Genomic DNA, 22,184 nt, shown 5'->3' on the forward strand with positions numbered 1-22,184 from the left:
CTAAGCGGTCAGTGTACCTGTTTTAGCACCGGGGATCGCCATAAAACCGCGCGGATTTAGCGCGAGGCGAAGTGCGCTTCAGCCGCCTCAATGCTGACCACGCGACGGCTGGCGCGGGCCGTTGCCAGCGCCGGGCGGGTTTGCCACAGATAGCGCAGCGATGCCACCAGACACAGGCTGTAGCCAAACAGCTCGCTGCCCTCTTCCGCCATGTTCTTCACCACGCGGTTATAGCCATCCAGCATCAGTTGCTGCCACAGCTCATGCATGCCAAACAGCCGCGAGAACACCAGCACCGCCAGCAGCCCGGCGGCCATCATTTGCCAGCTGCGATGCTGCAGCAGTGCCGCCAGGCCCGGCAGGATTTGCCGCGGCTGACGCAGCGCCATCGCCAGCGAGGCCGCGGTCGTTGCCAGCGCAAACCACAGCCATGCGCCGTGTTGCACCACGTCGAACAGAAAATCCATTTCACGAATCAGCATGCAGCTGAAGAAGCCACCGACCAGGATCAGCGCGCTGCGCTGCTGCGGTCGCTGCCAGGCGGCGAGGAAGAACAGTGCGGCAATGGCCGCCAGCATCAGCTCCTGTGTCGCTTCGGTGAAAGAGGTTTCGTGCAGTGCATCGTTCATCCAGTTGACGTCGATGTAGACCATCGCCATACAGAAGACCAGCACCAATCCACTGATGATAAAGGCCGCCAGTTCGCGGCTAATAAGAATAATGTTTTCGCGCATTGTGATACCAAATCAGAAAATAATTAGCGCGCTTATTATATTTCCGCTGGCTGGCACCACTTCTCATTTCATGCCGCTTCAGAAGCTGGCGCTGACGCCGAGGTTGTAAATGAACTGTTCGCCGCTGCTGACCGCGCCGGTCTGGGCAAAGGAGGCGAACGCTGCCATGTTCTGGCCGAGCGGCAGACGGGCACCGACGCTGACATCCATCCAGTTCGTTTCCCGGTTCATCTCTTCCGGCCGATCGCGTGGCGCGGCCGTGCCGTCGAAGCTGAGCTGATGGCTGTAACTCACCTGCGCCCACGGCGATATCCAGCCAAAACTGGAATCCACGCGCCAGCCCAGTGAAGCGATGTGTTCGGCGTTATTACGATCGACCGGCGCGCAGGCGGCGCAGCTCAGGGTGGAATCATCGACAGCAAACTGCGCCACCGGACCGGTGCGCAGGCGGTCATTCATCGGCAGGTTCCAGCCTGCCGAGTAGCGGTTCACCAGCGGCGAGTTGCCGACGCTGGCCGTTTCGCTGTGCAGCGCCATGCCGCCGCCGGGCGGATTGAGCGCGGCATCAAGCAAATCGCTCTCGCGGTTTTCTGTCAACATCAGATGATTACTGGAAATTTTTTCGGCAAGTATCGCATTGTAATCCGGCGCGCTGCTCTCGCTGGCCTGATCCCAGGCGTGCGCCGGCAGGGCCGCCACCAGTAGCCACCCACCGCTAAAGGCCAGCGCAAGGAGACGCTGGCCGGTCCGCTGACTGTTCTGCCACATGAAAGACTCCTGACGAGCCGGAAGGGATCGGGTTGGCCTTGAAATTGATGATGATCCTGAAGCGTTCACCCGGTTGCAGCGCGAACGTCCATGACGTTATTATCGGCACCCATTGATTAACTATTAATCGATTCTTTCAAACGTCAAGCGACTGACCGCTTTTTCCTCATGCTTAGGGAGTGATGCAATGCAGCGATGTGGCTGGGTAACACAGGATGCGCTTTATCTGGCGTACCACGACACGGAATGGGGCGTGCCGCAGACCGATAAGCGCGCCTTATTTGAGATGCTGTGTCTGGAGGGGCAACAGGCTGGCCTGTCATGGATCACCGTGCTGAAAAAGCGCGAGAACTACCGCCAGGCGTTTCATGATTTTGATCCGCAGGCGGTGGCGCTGATGGATGAGGCCGATCTGCTGCGCCTGCTGCAGAACAGCGGTTTGATCCGCCATCGCGGCAAGCTGGAAGCCATCATCAATAATGCCAAAGCGCTGCTGGCGCTGGAGGCCACCGGTGAAGACTTTTCCCGCTTTATCTGGTCATTTGTCGATAACCAGCCGATTTTGCACCGTTATGCGGATTATAAACTGGCGCCCACCACCTCCGAACCGGCCATTGCGCTGTCTAAAGCGCTTAAGAAGCGTGGTTTTAAATTCGTCGGGCCTACAACCTGCCACTCTTTTTTACAGGCCTGCGGGCTGATAAACGATCATCAAACCAGCTGTTTCTGCCATCCCGATAATCTTTAAGGCAAAAGTTTACAAATTAAGACTGCGCCTCACGAATTTCCCCATCATTGAACGGCATAATAGTGCCGTTTTGGGGCATTTTCCCCGTTTCCGTATGAGGGACTTTTTCATGAAAAAGCGTGTACTGGCGCTGGCCTTGTTAATGAGCGGCAGCGTGGCGCTGTCGGGTTGTACCACCAATCCTTATACCGGCGAATCGCAGGCCGGGAAATCGGGCATCGGCGCGGGTCTGGGCGCGGTGCTGGGCGCTGGCGTGGGCGTGCTCTCTTCGTCGAAGAAAGATCGCGGTAAAGGTGCGCTGATTGGCGCAGCGTCCGGTGCGGCACTGGGCGGCGGCGTCGGCTATTACATGGATGTGCAGGAAGCCAAACTGCGCGACAAGATGCGCGGCACCGGCGTCAGCGTAACGCGTCAGGGCGATAACATCGTGCTGAACATGCCGAATAACGTGACCTTTGACTCGAGCAGCGCCAACCTGAAACCGGCCGGCGCGAATACGCTGACCGGCGTGGCGATGGTGCTGAAAGAGTATCCGAAAACCGCCGTCAACGTGGTCGGCTTTACCGACAGCACCGGCACGCGCGCGCTGAACATGCGCCTGTCGCAGCAGCGTGCAGAAAGCGTTGCCAGCGCGCTGATCGTGCAGGGCGTGGCGCAGAACCGCCTGCGTACCCAGGGCATGGGCCCGGATAACCCGGTCGCCAGCAACAGCACCGAAGCCGGTAAAGCACAAAACCGTCGCGTCGAAATTACCCTGAGTCCGCTGGGCTAAGGCACAGGCCGGTCTGCCGCTGCAGGCCGGCTTTTGACGTGTTTTTACGCGCTTATTGACGCGCAAAGCAGCAGATAACGCGTAAACGTCGCAGCACGATAGAGCCAGCGATGACTTTATGCTAGCGTGATCAAAATTTGATCAGTGGAATGCCATCATGTCACTCAAAGCTATCGCCTCCGCCCTTGGCCTCTCTGTGACCACCGTGAGCCGCGCGCTGAATGGGTTTGATGATGTCGCCGCTGCTACCCGCAAACGCATCGAAGAGGAAGCCGACCGGCGCGGTTATCGCCCGAATGCCGCCGCGCGTCGCCTGAAGACCGGCCGTGCCAATGCGGTCGGGCTGGTGTTTCCGGTCAGCAATGCCTCACTCAACGACAGCTACTACAGTGAAATGCTGCTGACGCTCGATCAGCGCCTTGCCCTGCACGAGATCGATCTGCTGTTGCTCCCCGACAAACCGCAGGATCAGCAGCGCAATTTGCTGCGCATGCTGCGCAGCGGCATGCTGGACGCGCTGATTGTCACCCATACCACGCCGCAGGATGTGCGATTGCAGCGCCTGCAGCAGAAGGGTTTTCGCTTTCTTACGCTGGGGCGCAGTCAGCTGCCGCAGCCTTACGCCTGGTTTGATTATGATAACCATGCCGGAACGCTACTGGCGGCGCAGCACTGTCAGCAGCAGGGCTATACGCGCATCGCTTATCTCGGCGGTAACGAGCCCAGCACCTACATTCTTGACCGCCGGCAGGGGTTTATCGACGCGCTGCCCGCCACGCCCTGCGCGCAGCAGGCTGGCTGGATGGCCGCGCTGCCGCCCTCGCGCCGCGCAGGCTATCAGCAAACCCGCGCCTGGCTGGCGCACGATATCCAGCCTGACGCCATCATCACCGACTGCAGCCCGCTCGGCGAAGGCGCAGCGATTGCCCTGCAGCAGGCCGGGCGTCTGAGCGGCGCGCAGGCAATTCCCCTGTACGTGTACGATGGTTTGCCGCACGACTCGATTATCACGCAACCGGTCAACGCGATTCTGCAATCATCACAGCAGCGGATTGGCGAACGCGTCGCCGAAATGGTGCTGCAGCTGCTGGAGGGCGCGCCGCCCGCGCAGTTACAGACGCTGTGGCAGCCAATGCTGCGCCTCACTTCTGACGCACAGTGATTGCGCGGGTGCCGCGCTGTGATAGTCTTCGCCTGATGCAATTAATCAGGTGTATGTGATGAAAACCAGGCCGCCACGAGCCACAATCAGTGACGTTGCCCGCACGGCAAAAACCGGTAAAACCAGCGTTTCCCGCTATCTTAATGGCGAAGTTCATCTGCTTTCGCCGGATCTGAAAGCCCGTATCGAACAGGCGATTGCCGACCTCAACTACCGCCCCAGCCAGATGGCGCGCGGACTCAAACGCGGCCGCACCCGGCTGATAGGCCTGATCATTGCCGATATCACCAACCCCTACTCGGTGGATGTGCTGAGCGGCATTGAAGCCGCCTGCCGCGCGCGCGGCTTCACGCTGCTGATGTGTAACACCAACAACGAAGTTGACCTCGAACAGCACTACCTGCAGCTGCTCAGCAGCTATCAGGTGGAAGGCATTGTGGTGAATGCGGTCGGGATGCACGAAGAGGTGCTCAACCGTCTGCAGCAGTCGATGCTGCCAATGGTGCTGATTGACCGCAAAATTCCCGACTTCGCCTGCGACGTGGTCGGGCTCAACAACCCGGAGGCCGCCCGCATCGCCACCCGGCATCTGCTGGATAACGGCTATGAAGCGCTGCTGTTTCTCAGTGAACCGCTCGGCAGCGTCAATACCCGCCGCGAACGTCTCGCCGCCTTCTTTGATACCATCAGCGGCGCGCCACAGGTGGTGGCAGAGAATGCCGAAGTGGTGTTGCATCAGCCGGCGCAGCTGGAACAGGTGCTGCAGGCGTTTCATCAGCGCCATCCGGGCAAACGCTGCGCGGTGATGGCCGCCAACGGTGCGCTGACGCTACAGGTGGCGCGGGCGTTACAGCGCCTGACGCTGCGCTGGGGCGAGAGCATTGGCCTGCTGGGCTTTGACGAACTGGAGTGGGCGGCGCTGGCTGGCGTCGGTATCACCACGCTGAAGCAGCCCACCTGGCAGATCGGCTATGCCGCGCTGGAGCAGGTGATCGCGCGTATCGAAGGCAGCGAACAGCCGATTCGCGAGCAGGTTTTCTCCGGTGAACTGATTGTGCGCGGCTCCAGCCAGCCGCTGCGCTAATCCCGCTTTTCACGGCTCACTTCGTGAGCAGGATCATAATTCCGCACTCTGCTACTTTCCTTTGGAACCGGTTCCATTAAGCTTTTTACAGCACATTAACGTGCTGTCCGGCGCAAAACAGTGCGGCGGGCAGTACAGCGAGACAGGCTGGAGGAAAGATGTCGAAAGCGGAAATTATTGTGGTCACGGCTGCCTACGGCGCGCACAAGGTGGCAGAACTGGGCGGCCAGGCAGCGCTGCTGCCGCTGATTAAAGCAGCCGGTGCCGATGGCGTCGAGATCCGCCGCGAGCTGTTCAGCGACGACGAATTGTGCCAGCTGCATACGCTCGGCGACGCGCTGCGTCAGCATCAGCTCAGCGTCAGCTATTCAGTGCCGGAAGCGCTGTGGCAGGCGGACGGTGCGCTCAATCCACGTCTGGCGCAGTTCCTGCAGGAAGCTGAGCTGCTGGGCGCTCAGCGCCTCAAGCTGGCGCTGGGTCACTATGTCTCGCTGGCCGATCGCCAGCTGGTTGAAGTGCTGGCCGGCTCGCACGTCACGCTGGTGGTGGAGAACGATCAGACGCCCGACAGCAAACTCACGCCGATGCTGCACTTCTTCCATCACGCCTGCGATGCCGCGCTGCCGCTGGATATGACCTTCGACATGGGCAACTGGCGCTGGACCGGCGAGGACGCCCTGCAGGCAGCGGCGCAGCTCAGTCGCTACGTGAGCTACATTCATGTTAAGGCGGCGGTGCCGCACGGTGACAGCTTCCGCGCCATTGCGCTGGATGACGCCGACGACAGCTGGCGCACGCTGCTGCAGGCGCTGCCGGCCGATGCACCGCGCGGTATTGAGTTCCCATTAGCCGGCGCAGATTTACTGGCGGTGACCCGCCACTACGTCGATCTGCTGCGCGCGGTGTAAGGAGTTGAGCATGACACACACCTCTCAGCTGGATGTCGTCACCATTGGTGAAGCGATGGCGATGTTTATTGCCGGGCAAACCGGCGATCTCGCCGCAGCCGATCAGTTCACGAAGCGCATTGCCGGTGCCGAGCTTAACGTGGCGATTGGTCTGGCGCGCCTCGGTTTGCAGGTGGGCTGGGTCAGCCGCGTCGGCGACGATAGCTTCGGCCGTTTTACCCTGCAGCAGCTGGCGATAGAGCACGTTGACCACCGCTGCGTGACCATTGATAACCGCTATCGCACCGGTTTTCAGCTCAAAGCGCGCGTAGACGACGGCTCCGATCCGGAAGTGGAGTATTTCCGTAAAGGCTCCGCCGCCAGCCACCTGTCACCGGATGATTTCGACGAAAACTATTTTGGCAGCGCGCGCCATCTGCATCTGAGCGGCGTGGCCGCCGCGCTTTCCGATAGCTCGCTGGCGCTGGCTAAACATGCGGCGAAAGAGATGCGCGCCCGCGGCAAAACTATCTCCTTTGATCCTAATCTGCGTCCGGTGCTGTGGCGCAGTGAAGAAGAGATGCGTAAGCAGCTGAATTTGCTGGCAGAATACGCCGACTGGGTGCTGCCAGGTGAAAAAGAGGGGCTGATTCTGACCGGCTACCGTCAGCCTGAAGCGATCGCGGATTTCTACCTCGACAAAGGCGTGCGGGCGGTGGTGATCAAAACCGGCAGCGACGGCGCCTGGTATAAAACCGCCGCGGGCGAACAGGGCCAGATTGCGCCGATCCACGTGGAGAATGTGGTGGATACCGTCGGCGCGGGCGATGGCTTTGCGGTCGGGCTGATCAGCGCACTGCTGGAAGGGAAATCGCTGCCGCAGGCGATTCTGCGCGGTAACAAAATTGGTTCGCTGGCGATTCAGGTTGCCGGCGACAGCGAAGGTCTGCCGACGCGCGCAGCGCTCGGCGATTATTAAACAAACGCACGGACCCGTAGCGGCGCAATTTATTGCGCACATGCAGGACGCAACGTCAACAACGCGCGATGAATCGCGCCGCTACGATGCCGTGCCAATACGCTAAAACTATCTCTACACCCTAATTTCGAGACGCATCCACAGAATGCGCCCGCCTCAACCAGAGGAGTCACCCATGAAATCGCAGACAATCGCGCCAAAACGCTGGTGGTATATCATGCCCATCGTGTTTATCACCTACAGTCTGGCGTATCTGGACCGGGCGAACTTTAGCTTCGCCTCTGCCGCAGGGATAAATGAGGATCTCGGCATCACCAAAGGCATGTCATCGCTGCTCGGTGCCCTGTTCTTCCTTGGCTACTTCTTCTTTCAGATCCCCGGCGCGGTCTATGCCGAGCGCCGCAGCGTAAAAAAACTGATTTTCTGGTGTCTGATTCTGTGGGGCGGCTGCGCCTCGCTGACCGGTATCGTCAGCAATATTCCGATGCTGGCCGCCATCCGCTTTGTGCTCGGCGTGGTGGAAGCGGCGGTGATGCCGGCGATGCTGATCTACATCAGCAACTGGTTTACCAAATCCGAGCGCTCACGCGCGAATACCTTCCTGATCCTCGGCAACCCGGTGACGGTGCTGTGGATGTCGGTGGTGTCCGGCTACCTGATTAACTCCTTTGGCTGGCGCGAGATGTTCATCATCGAGGGCTTCCCGGCGGTGATCTGGGCAATTGCCTGGTGGTTTATGGTGCAGGATAAACCGGCCCAGGCCAAATGGATGAGCGACGAAGAGAAAGCGGCGCTGCAGGCGCAGCTGCAGAAGGAGCAGGAGAACATTAAAGCAGTGCGCAACTACAGCGAAGCCTTCCGCAACCGCAACGTTATCCTGCTGTGCCTGCAATATTTTGCCTGGAGCATCGGCGTGTACGGTTTCGTGCTGTGGCTGCCGTCGATTCTGCGTAACGGCACGCAGATGGGCATGGTCGAAGCGGGCTGGCTGTCGGCGGTACCGTATCTGGTGGCGACCATCGCCATGCTGGTAGTGTCGTGGGCGTCGGACAAGACGCAAAACCGTAAGCTGTTTGTCTGGCCGCTGCTGCTGATTGGCGCACTGGCGTTCCTCGGCTCGTGGATGGTGGGCTCCAGCAACTTCTGGCTGTCGTATGCGCTGCTGGTGATTGCCGGTGGTGCGATGTACGCCCCGTATGGCCCGTTCTTCGCCATCATTCCGGAGATGCTGCCGCGCAATGTTTCCGGCGGTGCCATGGCGCTGATTAACAGTATGGGCGCACTGGGTTCCTTCATCGGTTCATGGATCGTAGGCTATCTTAATGGGGCGACCGGCAGTCCTGCCGCCTCCTATGTCTTTATGGGTGCTGCGCTACTGGCGTCGGTGTGGCTGACGCTGATTGTTAAACCGGCGGCCAACAAAACGCCGCCGCCAATTCACGGGGCGAAGCACGCCTGAAAGCGTAAGCGATGACTTTTCCGGGCGACTCAGGTCGCCCGTCACACGTTCTACAGGGAGCAAATAATGAAACCTGCTGTGATTCTGTATAAGAGCCTGCCCGATGACCTGCGTGCCAAGCTGGACCAGCACTTCAGCGTCACGGAAGTGAAAGATGTCTCGCCGGAGACGGTGAAACAGCATGCGGCGCAGTTCGCCGCAGCGCAGGGTCTGCTGGGCTCCGGCGGCAAAGTGAATGATGAGCTGCTGGCCAGCATGCCGGCACTGCGTGCCTGTTCTACCGTCTCCGTCGGCTATGACAACTTTGACGTTGATGCGCTCAACCAGCGCAATGTTCTGCTGATGCACACGCCCACCGTACTGACCGAAACCGTGGCCGATACCATGATGGCGCTGGTGCTGAGCACCGCGCGTCGCGTCACCGAGCTGGATAAGTGGGTCAAAGCCGGTGAATGGAAAAAGAGTATCGACGCTGAGCACTTCGGTATCGACGTACACCACAAGACGCTGGGTATTCTCGGCATGGGCCGCATTGGTCTGGCACTGGCGCAGCGCGCGCACTTTGGCTTCGGCATGAACATTCTGTACAACGCCCGCCGCCAGCATGAAGAGGCGGAAACCCGCTTTGGCGCGCGCGCCTGCGATCTGGAAACGCTGCTGAAAGAGAGCGATTTTGTCTGCATCAGCCTGCCGCTGACCGAGCAGACGCACCATATGATCGGTGCGGAACAGCTGAAACTGATGAAGCCGAGCGCGATTCTGATCAACGCCGGACGCGGTCCGGTGGTCGATGAGCAGGCGCTGACCGCCGCACTGAAAGACGGCACTATTCACGCCGCCGGGCTGGATGTGTTTGAAGTCGAGCCGGTGCCGGCCGATACGGAAATCCTCACGCTGCCGAACGTGGTCGCACTGCCGCACATCGGCTCTGCCACGCATGAAACGCGCTACGGCATGGCGCGCGATGCGGTCGACAACCTGATCGCCGCGCTGAGCGGTAAAGTGGAGAAAAACTGCGTTAACCCGCAGGTCCAGGCTTGATCCCACGGCTTTAGCCATTGCGCCTGCCGGTTGCGGGCGCTATGGTGGTCTTCCCCCTGATAACAATGTTTTTACCTCCTATGGCTTTTTCTCAGTTCGGCGACAAATTTACGCAACATTCCGGCATCTCTCGTCTGATGGAAGATATGGGCGAAGGGCTGCGCACGCCTGGCACGATCATGCTGGGCGGCGGTAATCCGGCGCAGATTCCGGCCATCAATGATTATTTCAGTCAGCTGCTGCTGCAGATGCATCAGGACGGCAAGCTGAACGAAGCGCTGTGCAACTACGACGGCCCGCGCGGCAAAGCGCTGCTGCTGGAGGCGCTAGCCACGCTGCTGCGCGAGGAGCTCGGCTGGCCGGTGACGCCACAAAATATCGCGCTCACCAACGGCAGCCAGAGCGCGTTCTTTTACCTGTTTAATCTGTTCGCCGGCCGCCGCGCCGACGGCAGCAAAAAGCGCGTGCTGTTCCCGCTGGCGCCGGAATACCTCGGCTATGCCGATGCCGGGCTGGAGGAGGATCTGTTCATCTCCGCCAAACCCAACATTGAACTGCTGCCGGAAGGCCAGTTCAAATACCACGTCGATTTCGACCATCTGCCGCTGAATGATGAGACTGGCCTGATTTGCGTGTCGCGTCCGACCAATCCAACCGGCAACGTCATTACCGACCACGAACTGCTGCAGCTGGATGCGCTGGCACAGCAGCACGGCGTCCCGCTGCTGATCGATAACGCCTACGGCGTGCCGTTCCCCGGCATCATCTTCAGTGAGGCACGTCCGCTGTGGAACCCCAACACCATTCTATGCATGAGCCTGTCGAAGCTGGGCCTGCCGGGCGCACGTTGCGGGATTATCATTGCCGATGAGAGCACAATCAGTGCCATTGGTAACATGAACGGCATTATCAGCCTGGCGCCAGGCAGCATCGGTCCGGCGATTGCCACCGAGATGATTGTGCGTGGCGATCTGCTGCGCCTGTCGCAGGAAGTGATTAAACCGTTTTATCAGGCCAAAGTTAGCGAAACTATCGCCATTATTCGCCGCTATATCAGCGAAGATCGCTGCCTGATCCACAAACCGGAAGGCGCTATCTTCCTGTGGCTGTGGTTCCGCGACCTGCCAATCAGCACCGAAGCGCTGTATCAGCGCCTGAAAGCGCGCGGCGTGCTGATGGTGCCGGGCCACTTCTTCTTCCCGGGGCTGGAACAGGCCTGGCCGCACACCCATCAGTGCATGCGCATGAATTACGTGCCGGACAGCGACAAAATTGAGCGTGCGGTACAGATTCTGGCGGAAGAGCTGGATAACGCCTGGAACGCTTAATCCGCGCTTAACGACAGCTGGCACCACTGCGCCAGCTGCTGAATCGCCTGTTCGACTTCGGCATTCCAGCCAAAACCGGCGTTGAGCCGGAAGCAGTGATCGTAGCGGTGATCGGTGGCGAAGATGTGTCCAGGCGCGATGCCGATGCCCGCGTTGCGCGCCTTGAGAAACAGCGCGCGCACGTTCAGCGCCTGTTGCGGCATCTCCACCCACAGCACGTAACCGCCCTCTGGATCCGACACACGCGTGCCCGCCGGGAAGTAGCGCAGCACCGCCTGGCGCATATGGTGGATCTGATTTTTCAGTTCGCGCCGCAGCTTGCGCAGGTGCGCATCGTAACCGCCGCTGCGCAGCAGTTCGGCAATCGCCGCCTGCGACAGCACCGACGTGCCCATGCTGGTGGTGTACTTCAGCGAGGCGATTTTGCGCATGTACTTGGTGCTGTGCACCCAGCCAATACGGATGCCGGGCGCCACAGTTTTGGAAAAGCCGCTGCACAGGATGGCATTGGGGCTGAAGGCGCGCATCGGAAACGGCCGGCGCTCGCCGAAAGCCGTATCGCCAAAGATATCGTCCTCAATGATTACCACATCATTCTCATCGGCCTGGCGCGCGATATACGCCTTGTGCTCGTTGGGAATACTTTTGCCAAGCGGATTATTGATGTTGTTGATGGTGAGATAGGCCTGCACCGCTTTACGCCGGAACAGCCCGGTGAGTTTCGCGACGTTGACGTAACCCTCCGGCCCGGCTTCCACTTCAATGACGCGCAGGTTGAGGTTGTGCAGCATCTGTAGCAGCACGAAGTAGCACGGCGACTCCACCGCCACGATATCGCCTGGCCGCGTGGTGGCGCGCAGCGCCAGCGAAATCGCCTCAATGCAGCCGTTGGTGACCAGGATGTCATCAGCGCTGATATTGCAGCCATAATCCACCGCGCGCCGGGCAATTTCCGCCTTGAGCGGCGCATAGCCGGTGCCTTTCACCGTATTACCGAGCAGCGCCGGTTTGCTGTAACCCATCTGCCGCATCAGCAGGCCAATTTTTTTCACCGGATAGAGCGAGATGTCGCCGTTGGCCAGATCGAGCCGCACGCGGCAGTCCGATCCCAGCATCGCCAGGTGCAGTTCGGTTTGCTCATCCAGCGGCGCTACTTCGCGCGGCTGCTCGCTGAATACCGCCGGCACTTTTTTCTCTGTGGGACGCGGTGCGACAAAAAAGCCAGACTTCGGCCGCGCCACCGCGTAGTGCTCATCCTCCAGCGTGCGTAATGTTTTCAGCGCAGTGGTCATGCTGACGCGATACTGCGTCGCCAGCGTGCGCACCGACGGCAAACGGCTGTCGGGCGGCAGCGATCCGCTGTGAATGGCCTGTTTTATCTGCTCAGCGATCTGACGGTAACGACTGCTCTGACTCTCCTGTTCCTGCGTTTCACCCGCCATCTGTTCCACCCCATATCGTGCTGATCTGTGCGTATTCATCAGATTACATTCAAAGTACTTTAGGCTGCATCTGTTAATTCAGCTTCACGCAGCACCTTCGTGGCCCGTTTTCCAGCCCGTTGTCGCCCGCACGGCAGCGGCGATTTTATTAGCCAAAGGATGAAGTGAAAAATGAATAATCTGTCCGCGATGATGAGTGAAATTGAAGAATACCTGACGCCCGCGATTCTCGATTCCGCCCAGCACTGTGCTCAGCGACTGCTCGCCGCCCTGCCCGATCCCGACCATCCCGAACGTAACCGCGTACTGCTGGCCTATGGCGGCGGCAAAGACAGCAGCTATATGGTGGCCTACGTACGTTACATTCAGGGGTTAATCTGGCAACAGCGCAACAGCACGTTTCAGCTGCGCATCAGCACTAACCGCCATGCCGCCATGAACGACAGCGTGATGGAAAACATCGACCGCGTCTATCGTGCGCTGCGTATCCATGACGACGCGTTCACCGAGTGCCTGGTGACCGACGGGCTGCAGATTCGTCCCTTCGATCGCCATTTGCCGATGCCGCAGAGCGTGCGTCAGCAGAACCGCGACGATGTGCTGATGAATGGTCACCGCTTCCGTGCCGACGCGCGCTCCACCTTCTGCAACGCCTGCAACCTGAGCATGGTGAATTCGTTTGGCCTGGCGGCGCATTACGATGGCGGCGTCGATGTGATCATCACTGGCGATTCGCCGCAGGAACAGACCGCTTACCTTGCGTGGGCGCGCCACCTGTCAAAACTGTTTGATGCGCCGATGGCCGATAAGTCGCGCGGCTTCAGCGGCTTTCTGCACACGCTGGACGGCGTGGCGGCGCGCTATTTCGCCGACATTTACGGCGCTGACCAGGTCACGCCGGCACATCGCATTACCTGGCAGCTGGCGCGCGACCCGCTGTTCTTCAACATCTATCAGGACACCGCTTATGAGGCTGGCGCGCACTGGGCGCTGCTGACCGAATTCATGCATTTCCGCTTCGATGAGCTGATGTTCAGCTTCTCCGAGTCGGACTGCGGCAACCCGACGTTAATGGCACATATTCGCGGTCTGCGTGCGGAGACGCTGTTGCAGCGCAGCTACGCCGAAGGCATTCGCGAATATGTGCGCTTTGCGCTCGGCCTGATGGTGCAGAAGGACTTCCCGCCGCAGCTGATCGATGAGATGGCCGCGCGCTATCAGGATGATGCCGCGATTGCCCGCGCACGCCAGCGCGCCGCGCAGTTCGCACTCGACGCTTTCGGCCTCAGTGAAACCCAGCTGGTATGCATGATCTATTCACCGTTTATCGCCGGCGGCCAGCAGCTGAAAGCCTGGCTGCTGCAGCTGCCGGCCGCGCCGGAGGAAGCCGCGGTGCGCGCCTTGCTGAGCGGAGAGAGCGAGGATGTGGCGCTGGCGCAGCAGCTCACGCAGCTGTCTGGCCTCAGCGTGGCGCAGATGCGGCACTGCTGGCGCAGCGCGGCGGTGAGTTCGCTGCTGGACGGCGCGCGCGGCGATGCGCTGTCGCGCGTGTTGCGTTTCGACCCGCACAAAGCGGTGATTCAGGTTAACAACGGTGCGTTACAGGACATCGTTACTGAAGTGATTTCCGGGCGTTAACCCGGTAAGGCGACGCGATGAGAAAGATTTTTCTGCAGATTGGTGCCACGCGCGACGGGCAAAATCCCTACTGCGCGGTGGCAAAACGCGAAGGCTATTTTACCGTACTGGCCGAAATGGGGGATTTTGTCGACTATCAATCGCTCAGCATCGCCCTGCCGTTCGATCTGATTGTGCGTCTCGATCGCCCGGAAAATCCGTGGGATGTCCTCAATGCCTGTCTGCACGCCGGTCTGCTGGAGCATCCACAGGTGGTGCTGGCCGGTTTTGAGGCTTACAACGCCAGCGCTGGCCGGGTGCGTGAACTGCTGGCCGGCCCGGATGCCGGTCCGGGTTTTATCCCGCCGGATAAATATGCACAGCGCATGGCGCTGCGCAAAGCCTGGCCGCGTTTTCCACAGCCGGAGTTTCGCTTCTTTGCCTCACCGCTCAGCATTGGCGATGCGCGGGATGCGCTGCTTTATCCCTGCGTGATTAAACCGGTCGACGGCGGCGGCGGGCTGGGCATCTGGCTGGTGGAAGAGGCCAGCCAGCTGGATGCGGTGATTGCCCGGCTGCTCGACACCATGAACTATGGCGGACGCGGCTTTACCGGCTTTATCGTCGAAAGCTGGCTGGCCGGCGACGAATATTCGCTGCAGGGCGTGGTGGAGAATGGACACGCGGTGGCGCTGACCTGCTGCCAGAAGGTGATTGAGCAGCATACCGAGGCCGACGGCTGTATCAGCTTTTACGAATCCGGCCATGTGGCAATGGCGGCGCAGCAGCTGCCCGCCGCCTTCACCAGCCTGATGAGCTTCTGCTGTGAAACCTTCGGCTACCGGCGCGGCGCTTTCCACATTGATTTCATTATGGTGAACGGCGAGCCGCACTTTCTCGAAATGGGCTTTCGCCTGTCCGGCATGGGCGTGGTGAACCTGGTGGAAGAGGTCACCGGCATCAACTGGGCCGAGGTGGCCTTTCAGGTTGAAGCCGGACGCGGCCTGCCTGAACTGCACTTCGCCGCACCGTCACAGGCCGTCGGCCGGCTGCGATTGCGCCAGCGGCTGCAGTATGACGCCGCCGGGCGCTGGATTGCCGAGCACCAGCGCGGCCAGCTGTTACCGCCGCTCAACTTACCGGCGCTGGAGGTCTCGCCGCGCTCATCGCTGTACGCCGATCTGACGCGCCACGCCGGGATTCTCGCTACGCTGCGTCTGCCTGCCGCCAGCCGCGACGAAATTCTGGCGGTGTTTCACGCCCTTCTTGCTGTTCCCGCTTTGACCTCACGGAGAGATTTACTATGTGCAGAATGATTCTGGCACACGGCCAGTTTGACGCCGCTGCGGTACTGGACGCCGCACGCGCCATGAGCTGCGGTGAAACCGCCGCGCACGATGGCCCGATTAAACAACATCCCAACGGCTGGGGCTGTCTGTGGCTGGAGCACGGTCAGATCCGTACGCTGCATGGCACCGGCACCTTTGCCGAAGCACTGCCAGGCATTGACGTCACGCGCATGCAGCACAGCCGCTTTCTGGCGGTGCACGTGCGTCACGCCACGCTCAGCAAAAACCAGGGCATTGCGTTCTCCCATCCGCTGCGGCGCACCAGCGGCACCACCCAGTGGTACATGATGCACAACGGCTTTTTGCCGACCGTCTATGCGCAGCTCGGCATGGCGCAGTCGCGCTTTGATTCCGCTGAATATCTGGAATATATCGTCGACCGTGTGACGCCCGCCGATTTCACCCGCGACTATCTGCGCGAAAAAATGGCCCGGGTGGCGCCGGGTGGCAGCGCGGCAAACGCCATTTTCGTCACCCGCGAGAAGGCCTGGGCGTGGCAATGGCATCCTGATGACACGCCTTACCCCGACTATTTCACCCTGCATCGTTGTCAGCAGAACAACAGCACCTTTATCTCCTCTGAACCTGTTTCAACACTGGGCACGGCGTCAGCATGGCACCGTATGAGCAACCATGAACTTCATGAAATTCCTTTTGGAGAGTGAACCCATGGCCATTTTCAATCAGATTCGCGTCATTAACCCCAACATGTTCGTCGAAAGCACCTGGCTGGATGACATCGTCACCGCGCGCGTGCCGCTGCTGGTGCTGCGCAATTTCCTCACGCCAGAGGTGCGCAACGCGGTGGTGGCTGATCTCCAGCAGTGCCGCGAGCAGGTACGGGTTTCTCACTATCCAAATGGCGCGCTGACCACGCTCGGCCCGTATCTGGCGAAGCACACCGCCGCGCCGGAAAACTATTTCACCGAACTGCGCGACATCCAGCCGGCGCTGCCGGCCTCGCTGCACGCCCTGCGCGCGCAGATTTACCACTGGGTGCAGCATGCGCTGCGCCTTGAGAGTCTGCAAACCGCCACCGAACCGGCACTGGGTGATTACGCCGGCTCGATTGTGCGTTTCCACGCTGACGGCGTCGCTAATCCGCTGCATAACGACAACATCGTGCGCGATGCCGCTGGCAGCGGTCTGGCGGTGACGCACATTCTGCATCAGCTGAGCTGCGTCGTGTGCCTGCAGGAGTGCAACGCCGGCGGCGCGCTGCGCATCTTCAATAAGAAATGGCAGCCGGAAGACGAGCGCTTTAAAACGCCCGGCGAGCTGGGCTACCAGAGCGGCGTCATCGCCGGCAGCGAGACCTGTGAGTTCGCGCCGCGCAGTGGCGATATCTATCTGTTTAATCCCGCGTTTTATCATGAAATCGATCGCGTTGAGGGCGACACGCGCATCACCATGGGCTTTTTCTTTGGCCTGACCGACAAAAAAATGAAGCACGCCATTGCCTGGAGTTAATCCCGGCCTTAGACGAGGAAGACAGTATGACAACCTATGACAAAGTGATCGCGCTGCTGGATGCGCAGCAGGCCCGCTACCGCGTGGTGGAGCATGAGGCCATCGGCCAGACCGAGGTAATCAGCGCCATCCGCGGAAACGATCTCCAGCAGGCGGCCAAAGCGATGGTGCTGGAAGTCACCATGCCGGACGGCGCCGCGCCGCGCTATCTGCTGGCGATCGTACCCGGCGACTGCAAAATCAACTTCAAACACGCCGCACGTGCCATTGGCGGTAAGAAGTCGACGTTTGCCACCCCTGAGCAGGCACAAGCGCTGACGCAGTGTGTGATGGGCGCGGTGCCGCCGTTTAGTTTTGATGACCGACTGGCGCTGCGCGTGGATGCGCGACTGCGTGATGTCGGGACGCTGTGGTTTAACGCCGGTGCGCTGGACCGCTCGGTTGCTTTGGATGTGGATGATTATTTTCGACTGATCGGCGACGACTGCGGTGCAGAGATCGCCACACCGGTGACGGCAACCGCCTGATTGCCGCGCTGAGGAATGCGTATGTCAGTGAAAGATATGTTGTTAGCCCTGTGCGTCGTGGTGGCGTGGGGCGTAAATTTTGTGGTGATTAAGCTGGGTTTGCAGGGCATGCCGCCCTTTTTGCTGGCGGGACTGCGGTTTACGCTGGTGGCGTTTCCGGCGATCTTTTTCGTGCGTCGTCCGGCAATTCCGCTGCGCTGGCTGGTGGTGTATGGCATGACCATCAGCTTTGGTCAGTTCGCGTTTCTGTTCCTCGCCATCAAGCTTGGCATGCCAGCCGGGCTGGCTTCGCTGGTGCTGCAGGCGCAGGCATTTTTCACCCTGCTGCTCGGCGCGCTGCTGCTGGCCGAGAAGCTGCGCTGGAACCACATCGCCGGCATTCTGGTCGCCACGCTCGGCATGTTTATGCTGGCAACCGCCGGTATGGAGGGCCAGACAACCGCGGGCATCACGCTGACCACCATGATGCTGACGCTGGCGGCGGCGCTGTCGTGGGGGCTGGGCAATATCACTAACAAGATTATCCTGCGCAACCGCAAGGTGCCGGTGATGTCGCTGGTGGTGTGGAGCGCGCTGGTGCCGATTGCGCCGTTCTTTGCCTGTTCGTGGTGGTTCGAGGGCGAATCCGCCATTGTCACCAGCCTGCTGGATATTTCGCTGCAGACGGTGCTGGCGCTGCTCTATCTGGCGTTTTTCGCCACCATCATTGGCTACGCCATCTGGGGCAATCTGCTCAGCCGCTACGAAACCTGGCGCGTGGCGCCGCTGTCGCTGCTGGTGCCGGTGGTCGGCATTCTCAGCGCCGCGCTGATCCTCGGTGAAACTCTGTCGGCACAGGAGATTCTCGGCGCGTCGGTGATCATTCTTGGGCTACTGGTGAATGTGTTCGGCGGTATGGTGAGCCAGCGCCTGCTGGTACGTACCTGATGATGCAGCCATAAAAAAACGCCGCGTTGCAGCGGCGTTTTTCTTTACTTCGTTAGCCTTATTTCAGGATTTCAATCCGGCGTGGTTTCGCCTCTTCCGGGACGATGCGTTCCAGATCGATACTCAGCAAGCCCAGTTCGAGACGCGCATCGCGCACCACGATGTGATCGGCCAGCTGGAATTTGCGTTCGAAGTTACGTTCCGCGATGCCCTGGTACAGGTATTTACGTTCCTGCTGCTCTTCAGGATGGGCGCCGCGCACCACCAGCATGTTGTCATGGGCGGTAATATCCAGTTCGCTCTGCGCAAAGCCGGCGACGGCAATGGTGATGCGATAGTGGTTTTCGTCTACCAGCTCGACGTTGTACGGAGGGTAGCCGCCGTTAGCCTGGTTTTGGTTGGACTCAAGCAGGTTAAACAGACGGTCGAAACCAATAGCAGAACGATAAAGCGGAGAGAGATCAAAGTTACGCATAATAAGACTCCTGATAATCAGCAAGTTTTGGCAACCTTCCACCATGGACAGGTTGTCCGGCCCGTCGGTGTCCCTGTCGGCGACCGCGTCGTGACCGTAGCTTAAAGATGGGTGCGCTCAGGTCGCTTTCAAGGGTCAATGCGCTTTTTTTTGCAGCAATTCTGACGATATGGCATACACTCAGGGGACGCCTCGCCTGACGGGAAGGACATAACCACAGAGTTATGCGGATGTCAGGTGACACACTCCAGCCAGGGCCATGCCATGACTGTAGGGATGATGATGATGAAAATGATGAAACGCTTTCCACTCACCGGCCTGCTGGTCTGCTGCGCCTGTGCCACATCAGGCTGCTCCAGCGTGATGTCGCATACCGGTGCCAGCCAGGGTTACTACCCCGGCACGCGCGCCAGCGCAGAGATGCTGACCGATGACAATACCAGCTGGGCGATTAAACCGCTGGCGCTGATCGATCTGCCCTTCTCGGCGGTGATGGATACGCTGCTGCTGCCGTGGGATTACTTCCGCGCCGACGACGATAAAACCAAAGATTCGCCGCGCGAACGCGTGCTGCAGAGCGAGAAGATGGCTGGCACCCAGGCCAGCCTGGCCACCGCGGCGGCTATGCCGGCGGAATCGCACTGACGCAGAACAGCTGTCGCCAGCCGTCAACCTCGCGCATGTAGGCGATCTGCTTCCCGTCCGGCGACCACACCACCGCGTCGCCGCCCGGCGGTTGCGCGCTGCGCGCGGTAAGGCGCGTACACTGTCCGCTGGCTATCTCACAACGCATCACGCTGTTATCACAGATAAAGGCGATGGCTGCGCCGTCCGGCTGCCAGCTGAAAGCAGACTGAATGCTGCTGCGCAGTGAGGTGATCTGACGCGCCGCGCCACCGTTGGGTGAGACTGTCCACAGCTGCACAATGCCCTGCTCGTCAGCCTGCAAAAAGGCGATCGCGCTGCCATCCGGCGCAGCGCGCAACCAGTGGCGCGGCTGCAGCGCCAGCCCTTTACCGTACGTGATCCGCCGCTGCTGCACGCCAGCCGGCGGTGCCGGCAGCTGCTCTGCCGTGCCCTGCAGCGGCGCATTGCCGGCTCTGGTATAGTCCGCCAGCGCCTCAGGCAGATCGACCACAAACACTTCCGGCACTTTTTCACCACTGGCATTGCGCGTATCGCCGATAAACGCGATGGCCCAGCGCTGCCAGCTGCCGTCCGCTTTCTGGTATCCGCGCGCGCCAATCCAGCACTCTTCATAAGCGCGGTCAATCTGATCGCTGCCCGGTTGTGGATCGCGCCGGGTGTGGCTCACCAGCACACAGTAGTGGCTGCCGTCATATTCGCGCGGATGCTGCTTCGGCGGGCACACCGGATGCAGCGGCACCGCCACGCCGACGTTGCGCAGGTCGTCACGCACATCGCGCTCATGCATCACGTGATCGTTATAGGTAAAGCTCAGCCGCGAGCCATCCGGACTGAACACATGCACGTGCGAGCCACCACGCAGCGCACCCGGCGTATAGGGCGCGGTGATATCGCAGGCGTCGAGGTTCTCTGCGATGCCCTGCTGAACAATCACGCCGCGCCGGTGATGAAAGTCATAATGCCAGTGCGCATCGGGATGCTCCGGCCCATGAATACAGACATAGCGCGGCGGCAGATCCGGACTCACGGTCACCACGCCGACGTGCGCACCATCGCGCGCCTGATACAGCACCTCGACCGCGCCGCTGTGCACGTTGACGCGCTCAATGGTCAGGCTGGTAAACGAGGCGCCGGACGGGCGCACATCAAATGCCAGCCACTGGCTGTCGGCGGTCCAGACGTTGATATTGGTCAGCTGATGATGGCGCTGAGTAAAGGTGAGTTGTATTTCTGACATGGGGCAACCTCAGATGTAACCGTTGCCGGACAAATTACGTGATGCCGTTCAGTTAAGCAAAAGCTGAGCAGCTAATGCGGGTGCGCAGGCATGCGCACCCGGAAGCTTAGCCCACGCGCTGCACATCCCCCACCAGCAGGATGTAAGAGAGCGCGCCAATCAGCGCAACAGCGGAGATGTACACCAGCGCGGGCGCAAAGCCGTAATCCTGCGCCAGATACCCCACCACCAGCGGAACCGTGATGCCGCCGAGGCCGCCGATAAAGTTAAACATGCCGCCGGTCAGGCCGATCAGGCGTACCGGCGCCAGCGACGAGACCAGCGACCAGGTGATGGACGCGAACCCGTTACCGAAAAAGGCCAGCGCCATCAGCACCATAATCCACAGCGGATCGTTGGTGTAGTTTGCGCCCATAATGCAGGTGGAGATCAGCAGGCCGCAGATGATCGGCGTCTTGCGGGCAAAGCCGAGCGAGCGACCGCTGCGCACCAGACGATCGGCCACCATCCCGGAGAGGATCACGCCAACAAAGGCGGCGAGAAACGGCACGGTAGTCATAAAGCCGGCCGTCAGCGCGGCAATATGTTTCTCCTGCGTCAGGTAGTTGGGGAACCAGGTAAGGAAAAACCACAGCGTTGAGGTCACCGCGAACTGGCCGAGATACACGCCGCACAGCTTGCGATGAAACACCAGTTTCCAGTCGGCCGCGGTGAGTTTAACGCGTGCTTTTTTCTCGCCGGGTGCATCGCCGTCGACCATCGCGCCACCGGCACGAATGTAATCCAGCTCGGCCTGATTGATGCCTTTGCTCTGGCTCGGCGCCTGATAAACCTTCATCCACACCAGCGACCAGACAATGCCAATCCCGCCGGTGATGATAAACACCCAGTGCCAGCTCAGCAGTTCCTGAATCCAGATCAGCAGCGGCGTGAGAAACGCCAGGCCGACAAACTGACCGGAGGTGTAAAAACCGACGGCCGAAGCGCGCTCCTGTTCCGGGAACCAGCTGGTAACCAGGCGGTTATTGGTCGGGAAAGCCGGCGCTTCAAAAATACCGGTAATGGCGCGCAGACCTATCAGCGATAATAAGCCGCTGGCGAATCCCTGCAATAACGTCGCCACCGACCAGCCGAGAATAGCAATAAAATAGGTCAGGCGTGAACCTACGCGATCGAGAAACCAGCCGCCGGGAATCTGGCACAGGGTATATAACCAGGCAAAAGCAGAAAACACATACCCCATTTCTGCTTTGCTGATGCCGAATTCCTGCTGAATATGCGCCGAGGCCACGGCTAAATTAGCGCGATCGACATAACAAATGACCACCGTAATAAAAATCATCAGCAGCGTAATATAACGGCGACGCGTAGGTTTCGCCTGAACAGCAGAGAGATCCATGGTGTTTCTCCGTCAGATGTCAGCTGGCAGACGTGCCGAAACACGCCGCAGCCAACGCAGGGTAAGGTTATCGAAGATAAAAGCCGCAGCAGCGGTAAACTGGCAGCGCGGTGAAAACAGGTTGAGCGCTG

General features: G+C 60.0%; 22 protein-coding genes. 16 read left to right on the plus strand and 6 right to left on the minus strand.

Annotation, left to right across the window (positions count from 1 at the left end):
• Positions 1-56: 56 nt before the first annotated feature.
• Entirely contained in the window at positions 57-734 is a 678-nt protein-coding gene (locus KOL70_RS12090; RefSeq protein ID WP_059010246.1) for a hypothetical protein, read from the minus strand.
• A gap of 78 nt (positions 735-812) precedes the next feature.
• Positions 813-1,502: an autotransporter domain-containing protein gene (locus KOL70_RS12095; RefSeq protein ID WP_058781879.1), complete on the minus strand. Its 690-nt coding sequence runs from the start codon at positions 1,500-1,502 to the stop codon at positions 813-815.
• A gap of 187 nt (positions 1,503-1,689) precedes the next feature.
• On the opposite strand from KOL70_RS12095, the gene KOL70_RS12100 reads away from it, so the two are divergent.
• From KOL70_RS12100 to KOL70_RS12140, 9 genes are all read left to right on the plus strand, one after another.
• Positions 1,690-2,250 (plus strand): DNA-3-methyladenine glycosylase I, encoded by a 561-nt coding sequence (locus tag KOL70_RS12100; protein WP_058781878.1) that lies wholly within the window; start codon positions 1,690-1,692, stop codon positions 2,248-2,250.
• Between the two features lie 109 nt (positions 2,251-2,359).
• Complete coding sequence (locus KOL70_RS12105; RefSeq protein ID WP_021506888.1) at positions 2,360-3,022, plus strand: OmpA family lipoprotein; 663 nt, start codon at positions 2,360-2,362, stop codon at positions 3,020-3,022.
• A gap of 157 nt (positions 3,023-3,179) precedes the next feature.
• On the plus strand, positions 3,180-4,184 hold the full coding sequence (locus tag KOL70_RS12110; RefSeq protein ID WP_159377260.1) for a LacI family DNA-binding transcriptional regulator: 1,005 nt from the start codon (positions 3,180-3,182) through the stop codon (positions 4,182-4,184).
• Between the two features lie 58 nt (positions 4,185-4,242).
• Complete coding sequence (locus tag KOL70_RS12115; protein ID WP_058758181.1) at positions 4,243-5,268, plus strand: LacI family DNA-binding transcriptional regulator; 1,026 nt, start codon at positions 4,243-4,245, stop codon at positions 5,266-5,268.
• Positions 5,269-5,426: 158 nt separating this feature from the next.
• Positions 5,427-6,176, plus strand: a complete 750-nt coding sequence (locus KOL70_RS12120; RefSeq protein WP_127833462.1) for a sugar phosphate isomerase/epimerase — start codon at positions 5,427-5,429, stop codon at positions 6,174-6,176.
• A 10-nt stretch (positions 6,177-6,186) separates the two neighbouring features.
• The gene (locus KOL70_RS12125; RefSeq protein ID WP_215480711.1) at positions 6,187-7,134 is read left to right on the plus strand and encodes a sugar kinase; all 948 of its coding nucleotides are present in this window, start codon (positions 6,187-6,189) and stop codon (positions 7,132-7,134) included.
• 175 nt (positions 7,135-7,309) lie between these two features.
• Positions 7,310-8,593 (plus strand): MFS transporter, encoded by a 1,284-nt coding sequence (locus tag KOL70_RS12130; RefSeq protein ID WP_021506893.1) that lies wholly within the window; start codon positions 7,310-7,312, stop codon positions 8,591-8,593.
• A gap of 66 nt (positions 8,594-8,659) precedes the next feature.
• Entirely contained in the window at positions 8,660-9,634 is a 975-nt protein-coding gene (gene ghrB, locus KOL70_RS12135; protein WP_215480712.1) for a glyoxylate/hydroxypyruvate reductase GhrB, read from the plus strand.
• A gap of 80 nt (positions 9,635-9,714) precedes the next feature.
• Entirely contained in the window at positions 9,715-10,962 is a 1,248-nt protein-coding gene (locus KOL70_RS12140; RefSeq protein ID WP_215480713.1) for a valine--pyruvate transaminase, read from the plus strand.
• On the opposite strand, the gene KOL70_RS12145 is transcribed toward KOL70_RS12140, so the two are convergent.
• Positions 10,959-12,404, minus strand: a complete 1,446-nt coding sequence (locus KOL70_RS12145) for a PLP-dependent aminotransferase family protein (protein ID WP_058775612.1) — start codon at positions 12,402-12,404, stop codon at positions 10,959-10,961. The two genes, KOL70_RS12140 and KOL70_RS12145, sit on opposite strands and share 4 nt — an antisense overlap.
• Before the next feature lie 171 nt (positions 12,405-12,575).
• On the opposite strand from KOL70_RS12145, the gene KOL70_RS12150 reads away from it, so the two are divergent.
• From KOL70_RS12150 to KOL70_RS12175, 6 genes are read left to right on the plus strand one after another with little or no spacing between them, the layout of a single operon-like run.
• Positions 12,576-14,042 (plus strand): hypothetical protein, encoded by a 1,467-nt coding sequence (locus tag KOL70_RS12150; protein WP_021506897.1) that lies wholly within the window; start codon positions 12,576-12,578, stop codon positions 14,040-14,042.
• 17 nt (positions 14,043-14,059) lie between these two features.
• On the plus strand, positions 14,060-15,337 hold the full coding sequence (locus KOL70_RS12155; protein ID WP_058781872.1) for an acetyl-CoA carboxylase biotin carboxylase subunit family protein: 1,278 nt from the start codon (positions 14,060-14,062) through the stop codon (positions 15,335-15,337).
• The gene (locus KOL70_RS12160) at positions 15,325-16,035 is read left to right on the plus strand and encodes a class II glutamine amidotransferase (protein ID WP_058758189.1); all 711 of its coding nucleotides are present in this window, start codon (positions 15,325-15,327) and stop codon (positions 16,033-16,035) included. Before KOL70_RS12155 ends, KOL70_RS12160 begins: the two co-directional genes overlap by 13 nt.
• Positions 16,036-16,039: 4 nt before the next feature.
• Positions 16,040-16,840, plus strand: a complete 801-nt coding sequence (locus KOL70_RS12165; protein WP_159377278.1) for a hypothetical protein — start codon at positions 16,040-16,042, stop codon at positions 16,838-16,840.
• Between the two features lie 26 nt (positions 16,841-16,866).
• Complete coding sequence (locus KOL70_RS12170) at positions 16,867-17,367, plus strand: YbaK/EbsC family protein (RefSeq protein ID WP_058775617.1); 501 nt, start codon at positions 16,867-16,869, stop codon at positions 17,365-17,367.
• A 21-nt stretch (positions 17,368-17,388) separates the two neighbouring features.
• On the plus strand, positions 17,389-18,294 hold the full coding sequence (locus KOL70_RS12175) for an EamA family transporter (RefSeq protein ID WP_021506902.1): 906 nt from the start codon (positions 17,389-17,391) through the stop codon (positions 18,292-18,294).
• A 58-nt stretch (positions 18,295-18,352) separates the two neighbouring features.
• Here the strand turns inward: KOL70_RS12175 and ibpA are convergent, their stop codons facing one another.
• Positions 18,353-18,769, minus strand: a complete 417-nt coding sequence (gene ibpA / locus KOL70_RS12180) for a small heat shock chaperone IbpA (RefSeq protein WP_010617843.1) — start codon at positions 18,767-18,769, stop codon at positions 18,353-18,355.
• A 285-nt stretch (positions 18,770-19,054) separates the two neighbouring features.
• Between ibpA and KOL70_RS12185 the strand changes: the two genes are divergently transcribed.
• On the plus strand, positions 19,055-19,414 hold the full coding sequence (locus KOL70_RS12185) for a YceK/YidQ family lipoprotein (RefSeq protein ID WP_040679624.1): 360 nt from the start codon (positions 19,055-19,057) through the stop codon (positions 19,412-19,414).
• Here KOL70_RS12185 and KOL70_RS12190 read toward each other — a convergent pair.
• Both KOL70_RS12190 and KOL70_RS12195 read right to left on the minus strand, forming a co-directional pair.
• The gene (locus tag KOL70_RS12190) at positions 19,392-20,654 is read right to left on the minus strand and encodes a DUF3748 domain-containing protein (protein ID WP_215480714.1); all 1,263 of its coding nucleotides are present in this window, start codon (positions 20,652-20,654) and stop codon (positions 19,392-19,394) included. The two genes, KOL70_RS12185 and KOL70_RS12190, sit on opposite strands and share 23 nt — an antisense overlap.
• A 106-nt stretch (positions 20,655-20,760) precedes the next feature.
• Positions 20,761-22,053, minus strand: a complete 1,293-nt coding sequence (locus tag KOL70_RS12195) for an MFS transporter (protein ID WP_058770733.1) — start codon at positions 22,051-22,053, stop codon at positions 20,761-20,763.
• Positions 22,054-22,184 lie beyond the last annotated feature (131 nt).

The organism is Pantoea sp. B270 (genome assembly GCF_018726825.1).
GTDB lineage: Bacteria > Pseudomonadota > Gammaproteobacteria > Enterobacterales > Enterobacteriaceae > Pantoea > Pantoea dispersa.

Coding starts and splice junctions, on each gene's coding strand:
- KOL70_RS12140 (WP_215480713.1), top strand. CDS start 9,715: ATGGCTTTTTCTCAGTTCGGCGACAAATTTACGCAACATTCCGGCATC.
- KOL70_RS12190 (WP_215480714.1), bottom strand. CDS start 20,654: ATGTCAGAAATACAACTCACCTTTACTCAGCGCCATCATCAGCTGACC.
- KOL70_RS12105 (WP_021506888.1), top strand. CDS start 2,360: ATGAAAAAGCGTGTACTGGCGCTGGCCTTGTTAATGAGCGGCAGCGTG.
- KOL70_RS12100 (WP_058781878.1), top strand. CDS start 1,690: ATGCAGCGATGTGGCTGGGTAACACAGGATGCGCTTTATCTGGCGTAC.
- KOL70_RS12115 (WP_058758181.1), top strand. CDS start 4,243: ATGAAAACCAGGCCGCCACGAGCCACAATCAGTGACGTTGCCCGCACG.
- KOL70_RS12165 (WP_159377278.1), top strand. CDS start 16,040: ATGGCCATTTTCAATCAGATTCGCGTCATTAACCCCAACATGTTCGTC.
- ghrB (WP_215480712.1), top strand. CDS start 8,660: ATGAAACCTGCTGTGATTCTGTATAAGAGCCTGCCCGATGACCTGCGT.
- KOL70_RS12090 (WP_059010246.1), bottom strand. CDS start 734: ATGCGCGAAAACATTATTCTTATTAGCCGCGAACTGGCGGCCTTTATC.
- KOL70_RS12195 (WP_058770733.1), bottom strand. CDS start 22,053: ATGGATCTCTCTGCTGTTCAGGCGAAACCTACGCGTCGCCGTTATATT.
- KOL70_RS12160 (WP_058758189.1), top strand. CDS start 15,325: ATGTGCAGAATGATTCTGGCACACGGCCAGTTTGACGCCGCTGCGGTA.
- KOL70_RS12150 (WP_021506897.1), top strand. CDS start 12,576: ATGAATAATCTGTCCGCGATGATGAGTGAAATTGAAGAATACCTGACG.
- KOL70_RS12130 (WP_021506893.1), top strand. CDS start 7,310: ATGAAATCGCAGACAATCGCGCCAAAACGCTGGTGGTATATCATGCCC.
- KOL70_RS12125 (WP_215480711.1), top strand. CDS start 6,187: ATGACACACACCTCTCAGCTGGATGTCGTCACCATTGGTGAAGCGATG.
- KOL70_RS12185 (WP_040679624.1), top strand. CDS start 19,055: ATGAAAATGATGAAACGCTTTCCACTCACCGGCCTGCTGGTCTGCTGC.
- KOL70_RS12175 (WP_021506902.1), top strand. CDS start 17,389: ATGTCAGTGAAAGATATGTTGTTAGCCCTGTGCGTCGTGGTGGCGTGG.
- KOL70_RS12145 (WP_058775612.1), bottom strand. CDS start 12,404: ATGGCGGGTGAAACGCAGGAACAGGAGAGTCAGAGCAGTCGTTACCGT.
- KOL70_RS12120 (WP_127833462.1), top strand. CDS start 5,427: ATGTCGAAAGCGGAAATTATTGTGGTCACGGCTGCCTACGGCGCGCAC.
- KOL70_RS12095 (WP_058781879.1), bottom strand. CDS start 1,502: ATGTGGCAGAACAGTCAGCGGACCGGCCAGCGTCTCCTTGCGCTGGCC.
- KOL70_RS12170 (WP_058775617.1), top strand. CDS start 16,867: ATGACAACCTATGACAAAGTGATCGCGCTGCTGGATGCGCAGCAGGCC.
- ibpA (WP_010617843.1), bottom strand. CDS start 18,769: ATGCGTAACTTTGATCTCTCTCCGCTTTATCGTTCTGCTATTGGTTTC.
- KOL70_RS12155 (WP_058781872.1), top strand. CDS start 14,060: ATGAGAAAGATTTTTCTGCAGATTGGTGCCACGCGCGACGGGCAAAAT.
- KOL70_RS12110 (WP_159377260.1), top strand. CDS start 3,180: ATGTCACTCAAAGCTATCGCCTCCGCCCTTGGCCTCTCTGTGACCACC.